At 42.4% G+C, this 23,030-nt stretch carries 23 protein-coding genes and 2 pseudogenes; 19 read left to right on the top strand and 6 right to left on the bottom strand.

Going from position 1 to position 23,030, the window contains the following annotated elements:
- Positions 1 to 4 precede the first annotated feature (4 nt).
- From AC6RGY_RS10715 to AC6RGY_RS10725, 3 genes are all read left to right on the top strand, one after another.
- Entirely contained in the window at positions 5 to 1,333 is a 1,329-nt protein-coding gene (locus AC6RGY_RS10715; protein ID WP_499862833.1) for a dihydrolipoamide acetyltransferase family protein, read from the top strand.
- Complete coding sequence (gene lpdA, locus AC6RGY_RS10720) at positions 1,334 to 2,752, top strand: dihydrolipoyl dehydrogenase (protein ID WP_499862835.1); 1,419 nt, start codon at positions 1,334 to 1,336, stop codon at positions 2,750 to 2,752.
- Positions 2,753 to 2,928: 176 nt separating this feature from the next.
- The gene (locus tag AC6RGY_RS10725) at positions 2,929 to 3,342 is read left to right on the top strand and encodes an acyl-CoA thioesterase (RefSeq protein ID WP_499862837.1); all 414 of its coding nucleotides are present in this window, start codon (positions 2,929 to 2,931) and stop codon (positions 3,340 to 3,342) included.
- Between the two features lie 33 nt (positions 3,343 to 3,375).
- Here the strand turns inward: AC6RGY_RS10725 and AC6RGY_RS10730 are convergent, their stop codons facing one another.
- The gene (locus tag AC6RGY_RS10730; protein ID WP_499862839.1) at positions 3,376 to 3,612 is read right to left on the bottom strand and encodes a DUF1128 domain-containing protein; all 237 of its coding nucleotides are present in this window, start codon (positions 3,610 to 3,612) and stop codon (positions 3,376 to 3,378) included.
- A gap of 94 nt (positions 3,613 to 3,706) precedes the next feature.
- Between AC6RGY_RS10730 and AC6RGY_RS10735 the strand changes: the two genes are divergently transcribed.
- From AC6RGY_RS10735 to AC6RGY_RS10760, 6 genes and pseudogenes are all read left to right on the top strand, one after another.
- The gene (locus AC6RGY_RS10735; RefSeq protein WP_499862841.1) at positions 3,707 to 4,108 is read left to right on the top strand and encodes a DUF309 domain-containing protein; all 402 of its coding nucleotides are present in this window, start codon (positions 3,707 to 3,709) and stop codon (positions 4,106 to 4,108) included.
- 22 nt (positions 4,109 to 4,130) lie between these two features.
- Positions 4,131 to 4,577, top strand: a complete 447-nt coding sequence (locus AC6RGY_RS10740) for a DUF2203 domain-containing protein (protein ID WP_499862843.1) — start codon at positions 4,131 to 4,133, stop codon at positions 4,575 to 4,577.
- A 62-nt stretch (positions 4,578 to 4,639) separates the two neighbouring features.
- Complete coding sequence (locus tag AC6RGY_RS10745; protein WP_499862844.1) at positions 4,640 to 5,962, top strand: ATP-binding protein; 1,323 nt, start codon at positions 4,640 to 4,642, stop codon at positions 5,960 to 5,962.
- A 29-nt stretch (positions 5,963 to 5,991) separates the two neighbouring features.
- Positions 5,992 to 6,618: a response regulator gene (locus AC6RGY_RS10750; RefSeq protein WP_499862846.1), complete on the top strand. Its 627-nt coding sequence runs from the start codon at positions 5,992 to 5,994 to the stop codon at positions 6,616 to 6,618.
- A gap of 126 nt (positions 6,619 to 6,744) precedes the next feature.
- Positions 6,745 to 7,149, top strand: a complete 405-nt coding sequence (locus AC6RGY_RS10755; RefSeq protein WP_499862848.1) for a thiol-disulfide oxidoreductase DCC family protein — start codon at positions 6,745 to 6,747, stop codon at positions 7,147 to 7,149.
- A 497-nt stretch (positions 7,150 to 7,646) separates the two neighbouring features.
- Positions 7,647 to 7,901 (top strand): annotated as a pseudogene (locus tag AC6RGY_RS10760) (transposase); the annotation flags it as partial.
- A gap of 13 nt (positions 7,902 to 7,914) precedes the next feature.
- Here AC6RGY_RS10760 and AC6RGY_RS10765 read toward each other — a convergent pair.
- From AC6RGY_RS10765 to AC6RGY_RS10775, 3 genes are read right to left on the bottom strand one after another with little or no spacing between them, the layout of a single operon-like run.
- Positions 7,915 to 8,019, bottom strand: coding sequence for an IS3 family transposase (locus AC6RGY_RS10765; RefSeq protein WP_499862850.1), 105 nt, complete (start codon positions 8,017 to 8,019; stop codon positions 7,915 to 7,917).
- Positions 8,020 to 8,037: 18 nt separating this feature from the next.
- The gene (locus tag AC6RGY_RS10770) at positions 8,038 to 8,253 is read right to left on the bottom strand and encodes a hypothetical protein (protein ID WP_499862852.1); all 216 of its coding nucleotides are present in this window, start codon (positions 8,251 to 8,253) and stop codon (positions 8,038 to 8,040) included.
- 14 nt (positions 8,254 to 8,267) lie between these two features.
- Positions 8,268 to 8,552 carry a helix-turn-helix domain-containing protein gene (locus AC6RGY_RS10775; RefSeq protein ID WP_499862854.1) on the bottom strand — a complete coding sequence of 95 codons (285 nt, stop codon included), beginning with the start codon at positions 8,550 to 8,552 and terminating at the stop codon, positions 8,268 to 8,270.
- A gap of 1,221 nt (positions 8,553 to 9,773) precedes the next feature.
- On the opposite strand from AC6RGY_RS10775, the gene AC6RGY_RS10780 reads away from it, so the two are divergent.
- From AC6RGY_RS10780 to AC6RGY_RS10795, 4 genes are all read left to right on the top strand, one after another.
- On the top strand, positions 9,774 to 10,043 hold the full coding sequence (locus AC6RGY_RS10780) for an acyl carrier protein (protein WP_499862856.1): 270 nt from the start codon (positions 9,774 to 9,776) through the stop codon (positions 10,041 to 10,043).
- A complete protein-coding gene (locus tag AC6RGY_RS10785; RefSeq protein WP_499862858.1) occupies positions 10,040 to 11,125 on the top strand; it encodes a HesA/MoeB/ThiF family protein in 1,086 nt (361 codons plus the stop codon). Before AC6RGY_RS10780 ends, AC6RGY_RS10785 begins: the two co-directional genes overlap by 4 nt.
- A gap of 59 nt (positions 11,126 to 11,184) precedes the next feature.
- Entirely contained in the window at positions 11,185 to 12,141 is a 957-nt protein-coding gene (locus AC6RGY_RS10790; RefSeq protein ID WP_499862861.1) for a lysophospholipid acyltransferase family protein, read from the top strand.
- Between the two features lie 115 nt (positions 12,142 to 12,256).
- Complete coding sequence (locus AC6RGY_RS10795) at positions 12,257 to 13,498, top strand: MFS transporter (RefSeq protein WP_499862863.1); 1,242 nt, start codon at positions 12,257 to 12,259, stop codon at positions 13,496 to 13,498.
- A 592-nt stretch (positions 13,499 to 14,090) separates the two neighbouring features.
- On the opposite strand, the pseudogene AC6RGY_RS10800 reads toward AC6RGY_RS10795, so the two are convergent.
- Positions 14,091 to 15,429: pseudogene (locus AC6RGY_RS10800) on the bottom strand (IS1182 family transposase).
- 146 nt (positions 15,430 to 15,575) lie between these two features.
- Positions 15,576 to 16,976, bottom strand: a complete 1,401-nt coding sequence (locus tag AC6RGY_RS10805) for a M20/M25/M40 family metallo-hydrolase (protein ID WP_499862866.1) — start codon at positions 16,974 to 16,976, stop codon at positions 15,576 to 15,578.
- A gap of 222 nt (positions 16,977 to 17,198) precedes the next feature.
- Between AC6RGY_RS10805 and AC6RGY_RS10810 the strand changes: the two genes are divergently transcribed.
- The 6 genes from AC6RGY_RS10810 to hutU all read left to right on the top strand — a co-directional run bounded on the left by AC6RGY_RS10810 (position 17,199) and on the right by hutU (position 23,027).
- Positions 17,199 to 18,197, top strand: coding sequence for an acrylyl-CoA reductase family protein (locus tag AC6RGY_RS10810; RefSeq protein WP_499862869.1), 999 nt, complete (start codon positions 17,199 to 17,201; stop codon positions 18,195 to 18,197).
- Between the two features lie 571 nt (positions 18,198 to 18,768).
- The gene (locus AC6RGY_RS10815) at positions 18,769 to 19,611 is read left to right on the top strand and encodes a sulfotransferase family protein (RefSeq protein ID WP_499862871.1); all 843 of its coding nucleotides are present in this window, start codon (positions 18,769 to 18,771) and stop codon (positions 19,609 to 19,611) included.
- 103 nt (positions 19,612 to 19,714) lie between these two features.
- On the top strand, positions 19,715 to 20,449 hold the full coding sequence (locus tag AC6RGY_RS10820) for a glycosyltransferase (protein ID WP_499862873.1): 735 nt from the start codon (positions 19,715 to 19,717) through the stop codon (positions 20,447 to 20,449).
- Between the two features lie 200 nt (positions 20,450 to 20,649).
- Positions 20,650 to 20,790: a hypothetical protein gene (locus tag AC6RGY_RS10825; protein WP_499862874.1), complete on the top strand. Its 141-nt coding sequence runs from the start codon at positions 20,650 to 20,652 to the stop codon at positions 20,788 to 20,790.
- 223 nt (positions 20,791 to 21,013) lie between these two features.
- A complete protein-coding gene (locus AC6RGY_RS10830) occupies positions 21,014 to 21,214 on the top strand; it encodes a hypothetical protein (RefSeq protein WP_499862875.1) in 201 nt (66 codons plus the stop codon).
- A 148-nt stretch (positions 21,215 to 21,362) separates the two neighbouring features.
- On the top strand, positions 21,363 to 23,027 hold the full coding sequence (gene hutU / locus AC6RGY_RS10835; RefSeq protein ID WP_499862876.1) for a urocanate hydratase: 1,665 nt from the start codon (positions 21,363 to 21,365) through the stop codon (positions 23,025 to 23,027).
- The last annotated feature ends 3 nt before the right edge of the window (positions 23,028 to 23,030 follow it).

Raw genomic sequence — 23,030 nt, forward strand, 5'->3', positions numbered from 1 at the left:
AATCGTGGCTTATTCATTTAAATTACCTGACGTTGGCGAAGGCATTCACGAGGGTGAGATTGTCAAGCTCTTTGTAAAAGAAGGAGACGATATTAAGGAAGATGATGTGGTAGCAGAGGTGCAAACGGATAAAGCAGTCGTGGAAATTCCTTCACCTGTTACAGGGAAAGTAGGGAAGATCCATGCGCAGGAAGGGGAAATGCTGGAGGTTGGCTCTGTGATGGTTGAGTTTGAAACAGACGATGCTCCAGGAGGAGCAACCGAAGAACCAGAAACCGAGGAGCCAGCAAGCGAAGAATCCGCTACCGATGAGCAACCTTCTGCGCAAGTAGACGAAAAAGAAGACGAAAAAGAAGAGAAGTCGGAGAAGGCTGAGCCCGCGCAACAGAACAAGCAAGAGGGAGAGAAGGCGAATCGCTCGGTAAAAGCGATGCCTTCTGTTCGCAAAAAAGCTCGTGAGATGGGAGTAGATATCTCTCGAATAGAAGGAACAGGTCCAAAAGGACGGATCCTGATAGAAGATCTGGAGCGAGGCGAAGGACCGCAGCAGACGGGTAAGCAGGAAGAACAAAAGCAACCAACGTCAAAAGAAGAGAAACCTTCTACGAAGACACCAGTTCCCCCGTCAGCAGAGGAAGAACGAATTCCTTTGCGAGGCATACGACGTACCATTGCCAATCGAATGGCAGAGAGCAAATTTACCGCTCCTCATGTTACAATAATGGAGGAATTGGATGCCTCCGAACTGATTGCTCTCCGCAAGTGGGCGAAACCAATGGCGGAAGCGCGTGGAATCAAACTAACTTACTTACCGTTTATCATGAAAGCGGTATTAGCATGCTTAAAAGAATTCCCAACACTAAATGCTTCGATCGATGAGGAAGCGCAAGAGATTGTATTGAAGAAAGCGTATCATATGGGAATGGCTACTTCGACGGAAGATGGCCTGATTGTCCCTGTCATCAAAGAGGCAGATCGTAAGTCGATCTTTGATCTGGCGGCAGAAGTGTCGGATTTGGCAGGACGCACGCGTGATCGAAAAGTGGAACCACAAGAATTGAAAGGGAGCACCTTTACGATAACCAACATTGGTTCGTTTGGAGGTACCTTCTTCACCCCGATTATCAACTATCCTGAAGTAGGGATACTGGGGGTTGGCAAAATAGCGGACCGCCCGGTAGCGATCGACGGCGAAGTGGTGGTACGCCCGGTAATGGCCATTTCCCTCAGTGTGGATCACCGCTTAGTGGATGGTGATATTGCGGCACAGTTTGTGACACGCGTGAAGGGACTATTGGAGAATCCGAAATTATTAATGATGGAGATGAGCTAAATGGTTGTAGGAGATTTTGCAACGGAAGTAGATGTGCTCGTCATTGGTGGCGGACCTGGCGGATATACAGCAGCGATTCGTGCAGCACAAATGGGGAAGAGTGTAACCTTGGTAGATAAAGCAGAAGTCGGTGGCGTTTGTCTCAATGTAGGTTGTATTCCTTCTAAGGCATTGATTAGTGCTGGCGAACAGGTGGCTCACATCCAAAAAGCAAAAGCGATGGGGATTAATGTAGAAGGTGTTTCCGTAGACTTTCCCAAGCTAATGGAGTGGAAAGGCTCAGTTGTGAATAAGCTGACCGGTGGGGTGAAAACCTTGCTCAAGGGGAATAAAGTGGATGTCGTTCAAGGTGAAGCCTATTTCACTGGCTCCAACTCTGTTCGTATTGCGACGGATAACAACAGCCAAACCTATGAATTTAAAGATTGCATCATCGCAACCGGTTCACGTCCACGTGGTATTCAGTCGGTACCCTTTGATCATAAGCGAATTGTTTCCTCCACGGGGGCTCTGTCCCTGTCAGAAATTCCAAATCGCTTCGTTGTTGTGGGCGGTGGCTACATCGGTTTGGAATTGGGAACGGCTTATGCCAAATTAGGAAGTGAAGTGACGATCCTGGAAGGAACAGATAGCTTACTTCCTGGTACAGATCCAGCCCTTGTACGCATGGTGAAGCGAAATCTGAAAAAACTGGGCGTCAAGGTAGTAACCAATGCTTTCGTGAATGCGAGTGAAACTTCGGGTGATGAAGTGACGGTTAAAGCGGAAGTGAAAGGGAAAGAAGAAACGTATCAAGCCGATTATGTGTTGGTCTCTGTGGGGCGGATCCCAAACACAGATGAATTGGGTCTTGATCAGGCAGGAATTGAGACGGATAAAAGTGGCTTGATACCTGTAGACAAGCAGTGCAAGACGCAAGTGGATCACCTTTATGCCATCGGTGATATCGTAGCAGGTCCCATGCTAGCCCATAAAGCGAGTTACGAAGGAAAAGTGGCGGCTGAAGCGATAGCTGGTGAGCCAAGCGTTATCGATTATCAAGCGATGCCTGCGGTGATCTTTAGTGATCCGGAAATTGCTTATACGGGCTTGACGGAAGCGGAAGCCAAAGAGCAAGGTTATGAAACGGTTTCTAGTCGCTTCTCCTTCCATGCCAATGGTCGAGCACTCTCCATGGAGGGAGCCGATGGATACGCGAATGTGGTTGCCGAAAAAGAAAGTAATCGCTTGCTCGGTGTACAAATTGTGGGCCCAGAGGCATCCTCATTGATTGCGGAAGCGGTGTTTGCCATTGAAATGGGGGCGAATGCAGAGGACTTGAGCTTAACCATTCATGCTCATCCTACTTTACCAGAAGCCCTGATGGAAGCGGCTGAGGGAATTATGGGGCATGCGATTCATATGGTGAACAAAAAATAGCAGCTGCTTACACTTACAAAAATCCCGGCAAAAGTCGGGGTTTTTCTTTGTTAGGAAAGGTTTAATGAAGAAATTTGTCGAAAGTAGTGGTAGTACGGAAGAATGTAGTAGAAAAATGCGACCATGGACGAAGAGAAGTTTTAAATGGATGGATACTTAACTTTGACAGAAAGAGAGTGAACGACTCAGTGGAAAAAGCGATTGATATCATTGTCCGCCCAACAGAAATTGATGCGATGGGACATGTGAATAATGCCAAGTATCTAGAATATATGGAGTGGGGACGCGAAGACTGGTACAATCAAGTGGGGCTTCCCTTTGACCTTTTTACGGAGATGGGGATTGGAACGGTAACGGTTCATATAGGGATTAATTACCGCAAAGAGGCGCTGCTCAATCAAGTATTAACGGTCCGTACGAAGCCCCTTCGTTCAGGTCGCACGAGCTTTGTGTTGGAGCACACCATCGAGAATGAGGAAGGGGAAATCGTGGCTGAGGCAGAGGTGATCAGTGTCACGATTGATCTTAAACAACGCAAAAGTGTCCCCCTGCCACAGGAATTGGCGAAGTATTTCCCTACAGACAAATAAGAAGCCGCCCGGTCGAAAAGGCGGCGAAAGGTCTTAAGCTTCATTTTGTTTACGCATAGAGGATAGTTCTGAGAGGATTCCCTCTAACTCCATCATGGTCATTTGACCTTTTTTCTTCTCCACCATGCGATAGAGATCGTAGATCTCTTCGTATTGGTCGAGACGAAAGTGATCTGCTCGCATGATACTGCCATTTACCAAACGGAGATGAGATTTCATTTCTTCAATCATAAACTGCAAATTTTCTTGGCTAGGTTGCTCTAAATTCATTGGAACTCTCCTTCTAATGAACTGTGATTTTGTGAGTCCTTTTCCTCTATTGTAAAGAAAATCAGTGGGAAATGATAGGGAGGGTTTGCCTTCAGTGAAAACAGAGTATCCGGATGCTTATATACGATTTTTATTTCTCATGAATGTTGAGCGGAATTATTATGAATGCCATGATGTGTTAGAAGAGCTTTGGCTAGAGGAAGGGCGAAACCCTTTTTATCAAGGTTTATTACAAATTGCGGTGGCACATTATCATTGGCAAAATGGGAACGGTGGCGGAGCGCAGAAGCTCTTCTTTAGTGGTTGTGAAAAATTGGTCAAATTTCCCGATCAGTATATGGGAATCAATGTACGGAAGTTGAGAGGGGAAGCGAAGGCGCGAAGAAGGGACATACAACAAGAAGCAATCGATGATGAGCAAGCACAAATCATTATTTCCATTGTAGACCCCTACTTGGAACAGGAAGTGGAAAGAAGAAAAAAGGACAGGGAATGAAGAGACAGGAGGAGAGATAAGGATGAATAGCGAACAGAAAGTGTTTACGCTGGAGGAAGCCAATCAATTGTTGCCTCAATTAAAAGTGGCGATCACCAATCTGAGAAAACTAAAACAAGATCAATACCTCGCTTACTTAGAGCTTCAACAGATGAAATCGGTTTGGCGAGAAGAGGAAAATCCGATGGAGCAAGGAATATTTGACCCTTATTTTGAACAGGAAGTAGAGTTAGAGTTTCTTCATATCCAAATGCGAAATGCGATTCAACGCATTAAAGATACAGGAGCGATTCTAAAGGATATCGATATCGGTGTAGTTGACTTTCCAGCGTGGATCGAAGGGGCGGAAGCCTTCTACTGCTGGAAGGTAGGGGAGAAGACCATTTCGCATTGGCACCATGTATGGGAAGGGTTCTACTCTCGTAAATCGATCCCTCCGACCGATGGGGAATCATCGAAAGGAGATTAGGGACGTGTTGTTTCTAACCTTATGCAGGTGGATAACAACCGTAGGATGAGAGGAGGGGGCATATGCTTCTCTATTTTCTAGTATTGGTGGTGGCTGCGGTCGCGTTGGTGGGGTTACGACCCGAGAGGTCGACCAACCGCTGGGCCGCTTTTTTCTTGGTTTGTGCCAGTCTGGGTGGATTGGTTCCTGCATTAGAAGAGGTGTTTGGCAGAGAGCATGAACTTTCACGTATGGTAGCGTGGTTAAATTTGACGTGGACTCCCTATGGGGTGCTTCTGTTTGCACTCGCTTACGCGGGTTGGACGGGGAAACATCCATGGTGGAGAAGCCCCATTTGGCTTTGTGCTCCGGTTGTAGTGTCATGGTTAGCCTATCCCTTCTTACCAGGTGATTTTATTCCCTATGCTTACTTGTTACTCTGGGTAGTTCCTTACTACTTGGGGGCATGTGGTATCCTCCTTCTTTCTACCCTTTGGGAGTCAGATCCGATTCTACGACGCAATCGTTGGATCATGACGATGATGATGGTTCCTACCCTATTGGGCATTGTCGGATTGATTCATATTGCCCGAGTAGTCGATCCGACCTTCGATTTTTTTCCCTATGTGGCTTCTCTGATTGCCTATTCGTTCATGCTGGGAGGAATTTCGCTCTTCTTCTTCGGTTTCTTAGGGATTCGGGTTCGGGTGGAGAAAGAGCAAATGGAGCGGACACTTCGCTCAGTTGAATCAGGAACAACCCTCATTCATCATACAATCAAGAATGAGATCGGAAAGATTTCTCTTAGCACGGATAACCTCCGCTCTCTGTTGGATGAAGAACACAAGGTGGTGCAAGGTCAGCTCGCCATTATTCAATCTTCAGCACAGCACCTAACAGAAATGGCTTCTCGTATGCAATCGTTATCGCGCGCTGTGCAACTTGATGAAGAATGGGTTTGTGTAGAGGAGCTCATTCAGTCAGTCCTTTCCACTATGGAACACGTACTGACTGATCACGGGATCGTTGTGAGATTGGAAGGCATGCAAGACTTGCTGTTCTTTTGTGACCCGGTGCATATGCGCGAAGTACTAACCAACTTGATTCAAAATGCAATTGACGCCAGTAACCCTTCATCAAAAATTGAAATCAAGGCTGAAAAATTGGCGAAGAAAAGTGTTTTGTCTGTTGTTGATACAGGAGCGGGCATGGCACTAGAGCAGATGTCCCGCGCTCACGAGCCTTTTTTCACAACAAAAGGAAAAAGTGAGAACTACGGTTTAGGCCTTTCCTATGTCTATCAAGTAGTACGGGAAATGGGCGGGGGAATGAGAATCATCCGCCGGCATCCCGCGGGGATTGAAGTTCAACTTCAGTTTGCAAAAGGAAGGTACAAAAGCAGGTGATTCCAATAAGATGAGGGGGATACATTCGCATGGATTTAGTAAAAATACTATTGGTAGAAGATGATCCAGATTGGGTGCAAGGGATGAGTCTCTATCTCAATAGAGAGCCAGATTTGTGTGTAAAAGGGATAGCTTCAAGCAAGGAGGAAGCACTATCTATCGCACAGAATGCTGTGTTTGATGTGGTTTTGATGGATATTATGCTTTCTGAGAATCGATTGGAAGGGATTGAAACGGCTATAGAGATTCAAGCCATTCGTCCCACTCATGTGGTCATGTTGACTTCGTTGAACGATGAACAGGTAATCAAACAATCTTTCAATGCGGGAGCTATGAATTATGTACAAAAATCGGACTATGCCCAGCTCCCACACGTCATCCGTGCTGTTCACCGCAATGCTCGACCCATGCAGGTGCTACATCAAGAGCTCACACGACTAAAGCGAGAAGAACAGCTCCGTTCACTTACGGATGCAGAGCGAGAAGTATTTGAGTTGATCGAAGCAGGTTATACGCAGTCGCAAATCCGAAAAAAGCTAGTGAAAGCGGAGAGCACAGTGAAGAACCAGGTGAATCGGATGCTGAAAAAGTTAGGGGTGAGTAGCAGCCGCGAAGCGGTGGAGAAAGTGAGGAGGGGTAGCTCTAACGTGGAGTAAGCCCAGCGAGCATGGACTAAAACGATATTTGTCTCCTTACCGTGCAGGGTACTACAAAAGTTGGTACTATCTCATAGCTACTTTTCCTTTTACAATAGGGAATAAGAGCGAAGGGAGTGGATGAAGATGAACGGTGAAAAAGCATGGATATTATTTGATGGTCAGTGTGGTTTGTGTCATCGACTCGTTCAGTTTGTCATCCCCCGCGATCCGGAAGGCTTTTTTCGCTTTGTGTCGATACAGTCGAATCTCGGAAAAGAGCTCTTACGTGCTGGTGGGTTGAAGGAAGGTGATCCTGATACCTTCGTTCTCATTCTAGAGGATGAATATTATACGAAGTCTAGCGCCGCTTTGCGTGTGCTTCGTTTTCTTAAGGGAGGGTGGAAGCTCGCGTCTGTCTTTCAGCTGGTGCCTCGTTGGTTTCGCGATATGATCTATGACCTCGTAGCACGCCATCGTCATCGCTTTTTTCCTCGTCCGCCGGTGTGCAAGCGTTTTCCGAACGAGTGGAGAGGGAGGATCGTGGAATGAAGAGAAGAAGAAATCCGATTTATGTGGAGATACGACTGGGTTACAGGATTTTTCATTAAAGGTTTTTTGATCACATTGATCTTGGTATTCCCATAAAAGTGGTTAAACAGTGTACAGATAAAAAATAGGTCAATAGTCTTGTACTGGCGGATTTGTTTCTATACTATACGTCTGATATATAGCTAGAAGGGACCACCTTTTGTCATACGGAAGAGGAATCATAAGGGCTTTTGATAGTGATGGAAGCAAGAATGCAAGAATACAAACACGAACTCTATCTAGGAAATTATATGACCCCCCATTGTAAGAATGAAGCCCGTAGTAAAGAGAATCCTGATATCACTTTTGTCTTAGCGGGATAAAACGATTCGCCCACGGCATTCTACGAAACTGTTCGGTAAAAACTTTATTAACTTCTGGATCGGCTACAGTAGATTGAACAGAAAAATTAAGGTCAGGTAGACTAAGTTCAATCACTAAAGAAGGGCGAACCGATCATGACGAAAAGAAAACGACGCACGTTTACGCACGAATTCAAGCAGCAGATGATGCGATTGCACGAGAATGGCTAGCCAAGAAGAGAGATCATTGAAGAATATGAGTTGACATCATCCGCCTTTGACAAGTGGATAAGACAAAGCCAGAATAGCGGTTCGTTTAAAGCAAAAGATAACCGCACTCCCGAGGGATCGGAGTTAATCAAGCTAAGAAAAGAAAATCAACGTCTTTTAATGGAGAACGATATTTTTAAGCAAGTCGCGCTGATCATGGTTGGATGGATGTCTTCTTCGAATAGAGTCGGAATTTCTTATGAGTGATCGAAAAGATGCCCATTTTGCGCATCAAGCGTTGCACTCGCTTCAGACTCAACGATAACCCTTGATGAAATCAGCGTCCGATGGATTTTGGGTAACCTGGTAACCCATAGCGCTGTTTGCTTTTTCGATAGATCTCAAGGATCATTCGCTTCCATTTCACATTCTCTCGGTCACGAAGAGAGGGCTTTCGGTTTAACAATCGATAGTACGTACTTCTCGGCACATCAAAAATCTTACATACTGCTTGCACAGCATGTTGTTCCTTCATCTCTTGAATCGCTGTCAAAACATCGTTCTCGTTTACTTTTTTGTGAATATGGCCATAGTCTTTTTTAGGATTTCGTATTCTTTCTTGAGCTTCAACATCTCTTTCTTCATCTGCTGGTAATCTGCAGGCGTCAAATTCTGCTCTCCCGCTTCTTTGATAGGAGTAAAGGCTTTAATCCATTTGTAAATGGTTACTTTCGATAGGCCATATTCGCTACTTAATTTTTCGAACCGATTGCCCCGATTGATAAGCTCAATCACCATTTCTTTGAACTCCCTATTTATTTCCCATTCGTTTTTCGTTCCATCCGGACACATCCCTCTTATTTTTCTTCATTTTAGGGACTTAGCCTTTTTGTGTCCACAAAACTATACTAACTCTAGAAATCATATTAATCCGAACGTGAGTTTTATTTTCTCTAATGACAGAAACGAGAAGAAGATGTCTATATCTATGTGGAATTCTGGCATGCTCGGCTACAATTCAAGTTTGGTCTATTTTTGGATAAGACGGATTTTTTTCTGGGTAGATCATATAAAAATTCTAATAAAGGGATATCACTTTGATATTTATGAGAGTCACGGTTTTCACACATTGCTTTTTGTGATAGATATTCTTCGTCGTTTGACCAAGACCTTTTACCAAAGAGTCAAGTATCAAAATTAAATAATTTTTCGCGACATAAATATTTATCATTTCTGATAAACGAAACTTGAACGAAGTTAAAGATGAAGATCCCTATTTAGAGCGGAGAGGGAACCTGTAGCTTCTACCAATTCAACTATCTAGTGGAATACCTCCTAGATGAATTATTTACTACTAGTACAAAAGAACTGATGATATTAAATAATTAAAAAGAGTTGACAATTAATTAATTACTATTTAAGATGAAAACATATAATTTAGAAAGAGGTGAAAAAAAATGAAAATTGATCCAAAAGAAATAAAACGAGATGGTATGTGTTGTCATACAAATTGTTAATCTGAGTATAAGGCATTAAGTTGATTAGGAAATCGGCTTAATGCCTGACTATTTTTCGAGAAAATAATACTAGAATTATAGGGTTCAGCATAGTAGATAAGTTTTATTATAACAAAAAATGAGAAATAGGTTGACAACTACCAAGTTTATTATGTAATATAAAACATATTATACAGAAAGAGGTGAATAGATATGAAAATTGATCCAAAAGAAATAAAACGAGATGGTATGTGTTGTCATCAGAATTGCTAACTTATATGAAAGGTATTAAGCCGATTAGAAAATCGGCTTAATACCAGTCTATTTGATGGAGTGAGTATAGTTATATGGACATAGAATAGGGAAGTCAGTCCCTAAATCGAAGTTTAATAAGGAGGATTATCTGAATGTAATATTATTAGCATAATATAGTGATAATTATATTATTACATTTAGCTATTCTTTATCTCGTCGCGGTGTAGGTTATGGACAGCACTAAGAATGATTGTCAGGTTGGACTTAACTTGTTTTTCATCTAATTTAATGAATATAAAATATTGATAAAGGGGAATTTTTAATGAGTCAGATAAATGCATCATATGTGAAAGTAGTCTTAGAAAGCTACTTAGAACAAGAAGGTATCAGTCATCACCAAAGCATTACAGAAGAAACAGAATTTTTATCAATAGAAGATATTGATTCACTAGGTCTTATAGATTTATTTTCTTATATCGAAGACGAACTTAAAGTTAAGTTCCCTGATAATCTGCCAGATATAGATGAGATAAAAGACCCAAAGCATGTAGCTAAATATATTACAAATAATAAAGGGGACGTTATGATATGAGTAATATCTATAAATTGAAAGACTCCACAAGATATTATATGGATAAAGAAGGTCAATTGCACGTCTTTTTTCTAAATGATAATAGAGAGATCGTGATTGATATAGATGAAAATGGGAAACATTTTATAAATATCTTATCTTCATTTAAGACGTTTCAGGAGATAATAAATGATATTCAGGAAATCGATAGAAACATAGATGGAGTAGAAGTAGAAAAAACATTAAAAACTTTACTGGAAATAGGAATAATAGAGATTGATTCTCAAAATAGAAAGAGGAGTAATATTAACAAAATACTCGACAGACAGGTTAATTATTTTGGAGAATATGTAACACCTGAATATAATAAATATGATATCCAACAATTTATCACAAATTCTAGTGTACTTATTATTGGTATTGGTGGTGTGGGAAGTTGGATTGCTTATCAGTTAGCACAATCAGGTGTGGGTAAAATCATTCTAATGGATGATGATTTTATAGATATCACAAATTTGAACAGACAAGCACTCTATTTTATGCAAGACATAGGGGAAAAAAAGACTGATATACTATCAAAACGTCTAATGGATGTTAATAATGATTTAGAAGTTATTAAACACAACTATTTTTTAGAAAGTGAAAAAGATTTAGAATCGATAGACCAAAAAATAGATTTGATTATAAATTGTGCTGACTATCCTAATACTTATACAACTGGGATGATAGTGGCAAGATACTGCAATGTTAAAAGTATACCTTATATAAATGGCATTGGTTACATGGGGAATATATGTAGAATGGGTAATACCATTGTTCCTGGGAAGACAATGTGTTGGAATTGTATAGTCTCACCCGATAATTGGCATATGAATGACTTACGAGAAATGAAAATTAAAAACCATCTACCCCAGGCTGGTAGCATTTCTTCAGCATCATCACTTATTGCCTCTATTCATTCATGGGAGGCTATCAAAATATTGGTTCCTCATTTCAAACCCAGTTTAATTAATAGATCAGGAATCTTCGATCTAAACACTTTGGAATTAGAGTTTAAGAAACTCGAAAAAGTAGGTTATTGCAAATTATGTTGTGATTTATAAGAATAAAATATGAAAATATATCCTTTAGTGAACTCTAGCGGAAAGAGAGAAGATAAATTATGAATTTTTCAAAGCCTAATGAAGAAGAAATGTTCTTATTTGATTCCCTTATTGATCATAAGGATTATTACTACCATACATTCAAGAGTATTAGTGATAATCAGTTAGCTGCTAATTACTTTATGAAATACAGACACAGAGCAGTTGAAAGAGATGTAAAAAAAATGAAGGAAATTTATGATAATATATTAGGCAATGTGATGATGACTAATGTAAGAAAATCATTAAAAGAGAAGTTAATAGTCAGCAATGAATACTTTATAAAAAATATTATAGATTCACCTGTATACTATACGCTTCATTTACTCAACTTTCATGACAAGGATTTTTCAGATAAATACATATCTATTGAAGGCATGGGAAATGTTAAGTTTCTTCTTGAAAAATACAATACAATAATTCTCAATCCAATCAGAACGGATATTTTTCAAATCTTACCTAATTTTTTAGGGAAAATATTCTTTGATAGGTCTATTGAAATGTATGGTGTGCAAGATTCCTTTATAAAACTTAAATTAATTCAAAAAATATATTGCGAAACGGTAAATAACTTAGGATATAATCACTTAACCTCTAGTAATGGAAAGCCTTATCCATTAAAGATTAAAAAAGCATTAGATGACCTTCAAAACAACAGGATTGTGCTTTTGCCACCAGAGTTCTCTATGGGATTAGGGCCAAAGAAGAAATATAATTTATTAGGTGTTGATATCCCGTTGCCTCAAGGAAGTGCATTTCTTAGTAAAAAAATGAATATTCCCATTGTCGGGGTATATATCATTCGAAATAAAGGGCTGGATATCAAGATTATCTTTGAGGACTTGGTAATACCAAGCGGGCTTGGAGTGGATCGAATATCCAATAATTTATTTGATCGGTTAGATGATATTATCAGGAGATACCCTTCAAGTTGGGCTGGATACGATATTATTGATCAACTAAGTGATCAGGTTTAAACTACTGTTCTGATAAATTGTATAGCGTAATGAGGTAGAAGATATACTGGATTTTTTATATAAAATAACAATGGCTTTTATAATAGAAATCAAGCTTAATTCGGAGGTATGTTCTATGTTGTATAAAAACAAGAATTTTATAATTATTTATAGTAGTAGATTGTTATCTAACATTGCAGATAGTTTTTATATGCTCGCTTTGCTCTGGCTAATACAGATTACTTACAATTCAACAGTTTATAACGGTGTTATTTTCGCATTCATCTCCTTAGCTTCGGCGTTAAGTATTATCTTTGGTCCGATAATCGACAAATATACTCCTCATAAATTAATTATGATTACCCTTACTGTGCAAGCGATTTCTATGATAATAATAGCTAATTTACAAGTAGGACTAAGTTTTGCTTTTTATTTTATTATTTTACTAACTTTTATATCTGCGATATCTTCCTCAATTTTTTATCCCGCTGATCAAAAATTGTTTACCTCTATAGTAAATGAGAAGAATTGGGCAAAAGGAAATTCATTGATTAGTTCCTCTGACCAAGTTGTTAATTTAATTGGATATTTAATGGGAGGTTCTATCATCTATTTTGTAGGCACGTCTAATATATTTTATATATCCTCATTGCTTTTTATCATTGCTATTGTCCTACTGACCTGTCTGAAGAGTAGTAAAGAATCAAACATCGGGAGAGAAGCACCTACTACATTAAGAGAAAATTTTTCTAATTATATAATAGAGTTGAAAGATGGTATTTCATTTGCGAAAGATAGTTTATTTCTAAGAACGGTCATTCCTATGATGGTTATTTCTAGTGCTACTACTGCTGTGCTTATAATACTGATGCCCTCTTTAGCTTCACAGTTTGGGGGAGCTATATATTATAGTTTACTGTACGTATCGTTCTTTATTGGTTATATTCTTGGTGCTATACTTTCTAATTTCACAAAAAAAAGTGGGAGTATTGTTGGGGTAATATGGTTCGGAAATGCAATTTCGCTAGTGGGACTTGGACTTGTAAATCATTATATATTTATAGTACTATTTGCTTGTCTGTTTGGTATTTTTTCTGGTGTCTTAAATGTTGTTCAGATCTCACTTATTCAAGCAACTACGCCGCAAAAGATTATGGGGAGAGTTATGGCTCTTCTTATGACATGTGGAAATATAGCGGCACCTATAGGAAGTTTGTTGGGAGGATCACTTGCTATTATTCTGAGTACTAGTGAGATCATACTGGTAATATCTTTTTTTATGACAGCTAGTGCTATTATCATTAGTTCTCAAAAAGATTTTAGGAATTATACTCTAAGAGATGCAAGTAACTTTAGGGATAAATCTATATACTCGTAATTGTGATCTAGTCATGTAATTGAGTAAATAAATAGGACTGTAAAATGTTAAGTCTAAGCTGATAGAGATTGAGTAAGTTGATTCTCAAGCTGTTGAGGAGTGGGATAATCTAGCCCACTTAGAATTAGGTTTTGATTATACTTGCCAAGAAATAATACAAATATTTCTATTTTTGTTTTTGAAGTATCGATAGTGCCTCTGATGAACTTCTCCTTTATTGAGATAGCATGTAAAGATCCAATACTGGAGTAGTCATGTCATAGGGATATCCTTTTGCACTGAGATTCCTAGATGTTCTTTCGTTGAAAGGCCTGGATAAGTTCCTCACTCGGAAAATGGAAGCCAAAGTCCGAATGTAAGGAGAAGTTCTGAAGGATTTAAGCACTCTAATCAAACATGTTTAATGGCTTCGAACCACCTCGGTGGTCGTTCGATGAGAAAAAGAGTGGCCAACAATTGCTGGCAAACTGCAGGCATCATTTTCTCCTCTCTCGCTCCTCAGAGTGTGGAGAAACTCTCCAGAATCTTTTTTTATGAGATTAGCGTGCAAGAAACAGGGACAAAGTCATCGTCAAAAAGTCTTCCCAACCACCTAGCCGCGTTTGGCTAGGTGGTTGGGAATCTTCTTGATGTTTTGTGCAGTGGCCGTCATCAGTACCTGTTCTTGCACGTTTTCTCGTCCCCTTAACCGGCAGTAGCGAAGCCCATGCAGTTCTTTTCCGTCTGCAAAGCTTCGCTCAATGGTTTCTTTTCGTTTTTTGTAATGAACTTTTCCTTCGGGGGACAATCGTTTCTCTCTTACTTCTTCCTTATGATCTTCCCATACGTGCCTCGTAAGGGTTTTTTGATGGTTTTTCGAACAGGTGCATTTTTCAAGTAACGGACATTCGTTACATCTTGCTGAATCCGACTTGTAGTGTCGATGCCCTTGACGATCTGTTGTCCTGTAGGTCAAGGTGGCTCCATTTGGACAAAGATAGGTATTGGCTTCGGGATCATAACAAAATTTCCATTTGGGCATCAAGCCTTTGGAGGACTGGTAACGCCGATGTCCAATGACACCAAAGATATGACGATCACTTAAACCTTTGCATAGGGGAATGGTAAATAGCCAGCGTCTAAAGCTATAGCTTCCACTTCAAATTGAAACCGGTCTACCTGTCGGTCGAAACGGTCGAGATAGGGAACCGAATCATGAACGTTTTCCGCAGTCACATGGACATCCGTAATGATGTTATATTTCATGTCCGTTGTCCGATGATCGAGATAAAAAAAACCTTCGGGCTTCCCCTCTCGATACATGTATTCACTGTCAGGATCCGTGGTGCTTACCTTGATTCCCTTCGTTTCTTTCACCTCCTTTTTTTCTTTGAACGGCTTTTTTCCCCTGCTCTCTCCGATCCTCCTCCACTGCCTCTAGGTAAGATCGCGTTCGCCCTTCTACCGTTTCTTTTTCAAACTTGCGTTTGTTGGCATTCGCCTTTAGATGAGTCGAATCGGTTAGGAGTACCCGTCCTCCTACCATGCGATGTTCCATCGCCTGAAGAACGATCTCATCGAAGACCTCTTGAAAGATGAAGGTCCCTTTAAAACGAGTCCGTCGATTCCAGCTGATGGTAGAGTGATCGGGAACCGGGTCCGTTAAATTGAGTCCCAAGAACCAGCGATAGGAGACATTCACACGAACTTCCCTTTCCAGTTGACGTTCGGAAGGAATACCATACAAATAACCAACGAAAATCATCTTAAAGAGAAGCCGGATCGATGGAAGGACGACCGTTGTTCTCGCAGTAGAGCCCCCGAACTTTCTCAGTAATGAAAGAAAAGTCAACATACTGATCCACCTTACGTAGGAGGTGATCCTTAGGAACCAGTTCTTCAACACAGACAAATTCCAACTCACTTTGTTTCTGTTTATTTGAACGTAACATCTTGATCGCCCTCCTCTTCTCTATTTCTATATTAATCCACTAAGGACAAACAGAAAAGAGTAAAAAACAAGCTGTCGAGACTTTCTCGACAGCTTAAGGAGCGCTAGAAATACTCTAGCGCTCCTTTAAGGGAAATCAATTCCTTGCTATTTCACTGCTGGCGGTGCCGGTAGCGGATCAGAGGACTCATTTACAGCAGGAGCTACGCCCTGCATGCTTGTGGTAGGGGCTTCTTCGCGCTCAGGAAGTTCTTTTTGATTCCCCAAATGGTAAGCGAGAAGGGATGTTAACGTTCCTACACGGTACAGGTCATCTTTGTCGATCTTGTCGGGCGTGTCTTCATCCGTATGATAGTAGGGATCTTCAGAGTAATGGAAGAAAACAACCGGGATACCGGCATCCTCAAAAGGAACATGGTCGCTTCTAGTAGAAGCACCACGCTCATAGGTATAGCCGTAGGTGGAAACATACTCTTCCGCGAGATCAGCTATATAGGAAGAGCTATCTTCTGAGGCGGTCAAGATGTTGAGTGTATCACCGACTCCTACCATGTCCAGATTGATCATGGAGGAGATTTCATTTTTTTCTTCCTCACTAAGGGACTCCACGTACTTCTCAGAGCCAATGAGCCCTGCTTCTTCTGCTCCAAAGAAGACGAAGCGGATGTTGTGATGGAGTTTCTCTTTGGACAAGGATTTGGCTACTTCAATCAAGGTCGCGGTACCGGAGGCGTTATCGTTGGCACCCGGTCCGTCCACACTATCATAATGAGCTCCGATGACAATGGTTTTGGCATTCTTTTTCCCTTTTTTCGCAGGAAGCTCCCCGATCACATTTTGTGAGTAACTGGGTTTGTGTTCTACCTCAGCTTCCATTGTCATGGAGACGGTTTCACCTGCGTCCAGCAATGATTTCACAGCTTCTCCATCTGCCTGACTCATAGCGAGAGCAGGAATATCGGAAATCTGTGTGAGTGTGCCACTGAGCGGTCCTTCGCTGTGGTTGTAGATTATGGCTCCGACAGCTCCAGCCGCTGCTGCATTTTGTACCTTATCATAGAAGGTTAACTCTCCCCGCAAGATGAGAGCGATTTTTCCTTCTACATCAATCCCTTCAAAATCTTCTGTTTTTCCTAATCCTGCGTAGACTAGGTCAGCGGTGAGTCCGTCCTCTTCCGTGCCAGGAGTGTACTCAAAGGTGTTTGATTCAAACGTCTGGCTTTCTGGGCTGTTCATGGTGAGGTTGGAACTATGACTGATGTAAGCGAGCATGGGGAACATTTGACGATCCGTCTTCAGTCCATAACGTTTTAGTTTTTTCTCAATGAAGTCGGCTGCTTTGTGTTCGCCATCAAATCCGGCTAGCCTGGCATTATCTTCACCAGCCAAGCGTTCGATATACCGTTGGATGCGATCCTCTTTAATTTTATCAGCGACAGAATACATTTGAATAGGCGAAAGTGGTGTCGCTGCACTGACTGACGAGGAAAAGACGAGCAACAAGGACAGGAGAAGCAACATGAAGAGACTACTTTTCTTTCTTCTCATCCCATGACCTCCCAAAAAGTCTGGATTTTGTTCCTCTATCATTCTATCTAAATTAAAAGGATATTGTCAATAGAGAGAAAATAAATATAAAGAGGAGGGTGAATCGCATAGGGAGGACCATTGATGAAACGGGTTTCAGGAGAGAATCGTTTGTTTATAGCATAAGAGGGTTTTTAGTACTAGAAAAAATATGAATGAAGAGCGCTGAAAGGAGTCTATATGATGACAACTACTTTTCAAGCTTATGTTGTAAATAAAACCGACTCGACTTTTAAGAGTGGATTGCAATCGATAACCATGGAAAATTTGGATCCAGGGGAAGTAATGATCGAAGTACATTATTCTAGTATTAATTTTAAAGATGGATTAGCTAGTATTCCAGATGGACGTATTCTAGAGAAGTATCCGATGATTCCAGGAATTGATTTAGCGGGGAAGGTATTGGAATCCCAAGATGAACGTTTTGCTATTGGGGATGAAGTGATAGCTGGACACGGATCGCTAGGAGTGTCCCATACAGGTGGATTTAGTGAAGTGGCTCGGGTGCCTGGCGATTGGGTGATTCCACTGCCAGATGGATTATCTTTAAAAGGCGCAATGGCGCTAGGAACGGCTGGTTTTACAGCAGCCATGTCCATTCAACGACTGGAAGAGAATGGACTTCAACCAGAGAAAGGACCGGTCCTTGTGACAGGAGCCACAGGGGGGGTTGGTAGTACCGCGATTGCGATGTTAGCGGGTCGTGGATACGAGGTGATCGCCAGTACAGGAAAAGAAGATGAACATGCTTATTTGCGTGACTTAGGAGCACAAGAAGTAATCGGACGTTTGGATAGCAGTGAAGATGCTTCGTCTAAACGGCCTCTTTTAAAGCGAAAGTGGGCGGGAGGAGTGGATCCAGTGGGAGGAAGTTCACTTGCCTATCTAACGCGTACTTTGGATTTTTCTGGGTCGGTTGCGGTAAGTGGGCTGACAGGAGGCCACTCCTTCTCGACAACGGTCTATCCATTTATCTTACGAGGGATTAATATTCTGGGAATTGACACGGCCCATATCACACAAGCGTATCGCGAACAGGTGTGGCAGCGGTTGGCGACAGATATGAAAATCGACAAGGTAGAGGAACGGATAGGTTATGAAGTAACGCTAGAGCAGCTACCGGCTTCTCTGGAGAAAATCCTCGCAGGCAAGGTTCGTGGACGGGCTATTCTATCTTTATAGGCAAGCTCACCCTAAGAGTGATTGGAAGATGGGCGAGAGGTTTCTCTTTGTGAGACTCTGAGCTGTGGATCAGGCAACGATAGGAGATGTCGTCGCCCATCAACCTGGCGCGAGAGAACATGCTCCCATGTTAACTGCTTTCATCCGGGGTGTGTGGAGTAGACCATGAGTGTTTTCTATGGAGACACGTGAGAGTATTCTGTTAGGTTACTTACGATAAAAAGGGCCGTAGGGGAGTTTTAGACCTCTCACGGCTCTTTTTTTAATCCATCGAGCCTGTTAGCTGTTTTCCTATTCATAAGCAGGACCCTCACTTGCTTAATTTCAGCATGGGTCGTTATGTTTTGCTCTTCGTTGCATATATTCCTAATGAAAGCTGTTCTTTATATACAATCGATACGATATAGATGAATCGACTTCTATCCTTCCACACACAGCCCTGTTCACATGCTTGATAGAGAGGTGGGTGACTAGTGCCCTTTCGGAAAACGAAGACCTTGCATTGGCGTGAACAAAGAAGCCCTTGGTGGATGTTTGTTGAGAGGGCACGAGAAGAAAAAGGTGAGTGTTCATGAAAAAGAAAACCGCGCTATGTGTTCTGGGAACGGGACGAAGTGGAACCTCCATCGTCGCGCAGACCCTTCCCTTGCTAGGAGTGGAACTGGGGAAAAACCTGCTACCAGCGGATCAAAATAACCAGACAGGGTATTGGGAAGATCAAACGATCAATCGTTATCAGCAGAGCATTCGAGAGCGGTTAGGCTCTCCCCTTCCTTTGACGAATCCAAATTGGTTACAGCTTCCTTATGCTCAATTAATGAAAAAAAAGATGAAGGAGTATGTGGACACAACCTTTGCTCAGGAAGAGTGGTGGGGGTGGAAAGATCCTAGAACATCGGAGTATCTGGAAATGTGGCGCGAGATAGCAGAAGAACTGGACTTTCAACTCGTTTATCTTATTGTTGTACGGAACCCTGTGGATGTGGCTTTATCCATGTTGCAGTCTTGGGGAGGAACAGAGGCGGGGGTTCTCATGTATTGGCAGGTTCATGCATTATTAGATTTGTATATGACGATGGGGGAGAAGCGGATGGTGATCGACTATGACCACTTTATTGAACATCCTTACCAGCAGTTACTCACGATCCAACAATTCTTTTCTCTGCATTCGGAGTTGAAAGAAGAGGAGCTTAAGGAGCGGCTCCACGAAATGATCGACCATCGTTTGCATCACCATAAGCATGGACGCCAGCAATGGAGGAAAGTGGGTCAGTTGGATACTGAAATCCATCAGTTATACCAGCTATATCAACAAGCCGTCCAGTCGAACGATTTTCTCTCCTCTGAGGAAATGGATGAAAAGGTGAGCCGTTTATTTAAGAGCACCAAACGTACCCTGCGCCACCTTCTTTGATATTTTCGCTATCGATTTACTTGTTCTCGTTAGAAGTTGCTTTGGGACGTTGTCAAATAGAGTTGTTGTGGTTTATTGCCTTCGAAAAAAGGAGGAGTACCCCTTGCAAAAAGAGAACCAACCGAAAATTTTTCGCAAAAAAGAAGACAATCGCTTGACGGCGATCATGCAAGTGCGTAACGAGGAGAATCGGTATTTGCGTATGGTGCTGGACCACTTAACACGCTATGTGGATGAAGTGGTGATTGTTGATGATGCGAGCACGGATGATACAGTGAAACTATGTCAGAGCTATGAAAAAGTAAAAGTGCTCGTACAACTGAAGGAGTCCCTTTTTAAAGAAGAGTGGAAATTGCGCAATCTCCTCTGGCAAACCGCTTGTGCGACGCAACCAGATTGGCTTTTGGTAGTGGATGCGGATGAAGTGTATGAGGAGCGGATGGTGAAAGAAGCAAAAACGTTGATCAATCAAGATCAATATGATTGGTATGGATTTCGTTTTTATCCTTTATGGGATGGGTCGACGCATTATCGTCAGGACGAACTTTGGCCCTCTCCTCATGTCAAAGTGACGCTCGCTCGCAACATCGTAGGACTTCCTTATGGCTTTCCACAGCAGAATCACCACGTTCCTAAAATACCAGTGATCTATCAGAAGCTTCCTGGAAAAGTGACAGAGCTACGTGTCAAGCATTATGGCTGGGCTGGAGATCGCGAGGAGCGGCATCAGAAGTACCTCCGGTACATGGAATTGGACCCAGGAGGGAAATATGGCAGCCTTGCGAAGTATCAATCTATCTTGGATGAGAACCCTCGTTTGGTAGAGTGGAGGGAGTAAGGAGAGTAATCGTAGACAGGGAAGAAGTGGTCGATCTACGAATGGAATACTGACAACATTGGATACTAGGTAGGCGAGAGAAGCGCAGGAAGGGAAAGTGATCTACTTAAAAGAGAAAGAGGGTTTGGCAACAGGAATTCCTATATAGAAAAGAGAATGGTGATGAGGGGAGGTTTTTTTGGAAGGGAGGAAGGATAAATATGGCGCAAATTGGCGTACCGGGACTCATTTTAGCTTTAGCATTGATTGTGGGACTCATTTTTTTTATTGATTTTGCAATCAAGCGTTGGATTCGATATAATAACGATTATCGCTCGCGTTCGGACAAAAACGAAAAGTAGGAATAGATTGTTTTATGGAAAATATATCATGCTTTAATCTATCTAACTTTAATCGAAGTAGGTGATGATACTGGGTAAGTGGAGCATAACGACGCTGCTATTATTTTTTTTAGGGATATGCGTATCCATTCTGGCATTAAATCCAACACCACATATGACCACGCCCTCGGATTATGATTCATTTAAGTTCCGGCTCATTGACTTTGGGTGGTTACTGCTTTTTATGATAACGACTGTTTCTGCCTTTATAGGGGTGAGAAAACAAGAGTGGTTAAGTAAAGTGATTGCCCCAATTGCGATGTTTATCTTTCTTTTTCCATTTATATTCCCTGGATTGACGTTTGAAATTGGATGGCAACTTTACCTTGAAGGGCCTTTTCAATTGAAAAAGCGCTGGATTGGTGATGTGATAACTGGATATTGATGAAGGTAAGAAGAGAGCCCGACTGAAGCGGGGCTCTTTTTTTCATCGCTTTAAAGTCTTAATGTCAGTGCTTGAATGCGAGAAGTGGCTCCGTTACGCTAAGAAAGAAGGAAGAAAGAGAACCTATCTCGGAGAAAAGAGGGATGTGATGAGTACATCATCATCGCGCGTCATTCGCGCACAAAGAGGGACAGAGAAAGAGTGTAAGGGGTGGGTACAAGAAGCGGCTTTGCGCATGCTCATGAATAACCTAGATCCAGAAGTAGCAGAACGTCCGGAGGATCTGGTGGTGTACGGAGGGATTGGCAAGGCGGCACGCAATTGGGAGAGCTTTGATGCCATAGTGGAAACGTTGAAGAATCTGGAGAATGATGAAACCTTATTGGTGCAGTCAGGTAAGCCGGTTGCTGTTTTCCGTTCCCACAAAGATGCTCCGCGGGTGCTCTTGGCTAATTCGCTATTGGTGCCCAAATGGGCCAACTGGGAAACGTTCCGTGAGCTGGAACAGAAAGGGCTGATGATGTACGGGCAAATGACAGCGGGTAGCTGGATCTATATCGGGACTCAAGGAATCTTACAAGGTACGTACGAAACCTTCGGGGAAGCAGCTCGTCAACATTTTGGAGGTTCTCTAAAAGGGACAATAACCGTAACGGCAGGCTTAGGTGGCATGGGGGGAGCACAACCACTAGCGGTAACGATGAACGATGGGGTTGTAATCGCAGTGGAATGCGATCCGACGCGAATTCAACGTCGCATCGATACCCGTTATGTGGATGTACAAACAGACTCTCTAGCAGAAGCCCTAAAAATGGCTAAAGAAGCCAAAGAAAAAGGGGAAGCGCGTTCCATTGCTCTTTTGGGCAACGCGGCAGATGTATTGCCGGAGATGGTACGGCAAGGCGAAATTCCCGACTTGGTAACCGATCAGACGTCTGCGCATGATCCACTCCATGGATATCTTCCGCTGGGCTTTTCGCTAGAGGAAGGGAAAGCCCTGCGTGAAAATGATCCAGATACTTATATGCAGCAGGCGAAGGCGAGTATGGCAAAACATGTTGAAGCGATGTTGGCTATGCAGGAGCAGGGTGCAGTGACGTTTGATTATGGGAATAATATTCGTCAAGTTGCTTTTGAAGAAGGGATTAAAGAGGCATTTGCTTTCCCAGGATTTGTTCCTGCCTTTATTCGTCCACAGTTTTGCGAGGGTAAAGGTCCCTTCCGCTGGGTGGCCCTCTCTGGTGACCCAGAAGATATCTATAAGACAGATGAAGTGATTTTGCGGGAGTTTGCTGACAATAAGCACCTCACGCGTTGGATCAAAATGGCGCGTGAACAAGTGCAATTTCAGGGCCTACCGTCCCGTATTTGTTGGTTGGGCTACGGGGAAAGGGCGAAATTTGGACGGATTATTAATGAAATGGTGGCGAAGGGAGAGCTTTCTGCCCCCATCGTGATTGGACGCGATCATTTGGACTGTGGCTCGGTTGCTTCTCCCAATCGTGAAACAGAGGGAATGAAAGATGGAAGCGATGCCGTGGCAGACTGGCCCATCCTTAATGCGATGATTAACGCGGTGAATGGAGCTAGCTGGGTATCGGTTCATCACGGTGGCGGAGTTGGAATGGGTTATTCGATACATGCCGGCATGGTGATTGTGGCCGATGGAACCAAAGAGGCAGGCGAGCGCTTGGAGCGTGTACTTACTTCGGATCCCGGAATGGGCATCGTTCGCCATGTAGATGCAGGGTATGAATTAGCAGAGAGAGTGGCAGAAGAAAAAGGAGTTCATATTCCATTAGCTAAGAAGTAGCTT

Source organism: Mechercharimyces mesophilus, assembly GCF_059818345.1.

Bases quoted from the DNA above. Each gene is read 5' to 3' on its own strand.
- lpdA (WP_499862835.1), top strand. From the start codon at position 1,334: ATGGTTGTAGGAGATTTTGCAACGGAAGTAGATGTGCTCGTCATTGGT.
- AC6RGY_RS10785 (WP_499862858.1), top strand. From the start codon at position 10,040: ATGAGTAATATCTATAAATTGAAAGACTCCACAAGATATTATATGGAT.
- hutU (WP_499862876.1), top strand. From the start codon at position 21,363: ATGAGTACATCATCATCGCGCGTCATTCGCGCACAAAGAGGGACAGAG.
- AC6RGY_RS10810 (WP_499862869.1), top strand. From the start codon at position 17,199: ATGACAACTACTTTTCAAGCTTATGTTGTAAATAAAACCGACTCGACT.
- AC6RGY_RS10755 (WP_499862848.1), top strand. From the start codon at position 6,745: ATGAACGGTGAAAAAGCATGGATATTATTTGATGGTCAGTGTGGTTTG.
- AC6RGY_RS10805 (WP_499862866.1), bottom strand. From the start codon at position 16,976: ATGAGAAGAAAGAAAAGTAGTCTCTTCATGTTGCTTCTCCTGTCCTTG.
- AC6RGY_RS10745 (WP_499862844.1), top strand. From the start codon at position 4,640: ATGCTTCTCTATTTTCTAGTATTGGTGGTGGCTGCGGTCGCGTTGGTG.
- AC6RGY_RS10830 (WP_499862875.1), top strand. From the start codon at position 21,014: ATGATAACGACTGTTTCTGCCTTTATAGGGGTGAGAAAACAAGAGTGG.
- AC6RGY_RS10795 (WP_499862863.1), top strand. From the start codon at position 12,257: ATGTTGTATAAAAACAAGAATTTTATAATTATTTATAGTAGTAGATTG.
- AC6RGY_RS10750 (WP_499862846.1), top strand. From the start codon at position 5,992: ATGGATTTAGTAAAAATACTATTGGTAGAAGATGATCCAGATTGGGTG.
- AC6RGY_RS10825 (WP_499862874.1), top strand. From the start codon at position 20,650: ATGGCGCAAATTGGCGTACCGGGACTCATTTTAGCTTTAGCATTGATT.
- AC6RGY_RS10780 (WP_499862856.1), top strand. From the start codon at position 9,774: ATGAGTCAGATAAATGCATCATATGTGAAAGTAGTCTTAGAAAGCTAC.
- AC6RGY_RS10790 (WP_499862861.1), top strand. From the start codon at position 11,185: ATGAATTTTTCAAAGCCTAATGAAGAAGAAATGTTCTTATTTGATTCC.
- AC6RGY_RS10740 (WP_499862843.1), top strand. From the start codon at position 4,131: ATGAATAGCGAACAGAAAGTGTTTACGCTGGAGGAAGCCAATCAATTG.
- AC6RGY_RS10775 (WP_499862854.1), bottom strand. From the start codon at position 8,552: ATGTGTCCGGATGGAACGAAAAACGAATGGGAAATAAATAGGGAGTTC.
- AC6RGY_RS10730 (WP_499862839.1), bottom strand. From the start codon at position 3,612: ATGAATTTAGAGCAACCTAGCCAAGAAAATTTGCAGTTTATGATTGAA.
- AC6RGY_RS10815 (WP_499862871.1), top strand. From the start codon at position 18,769: ATGAAAAAGAAAACCGCGCTATGTGTTCTGGGAACGGGACGAAGTGGA.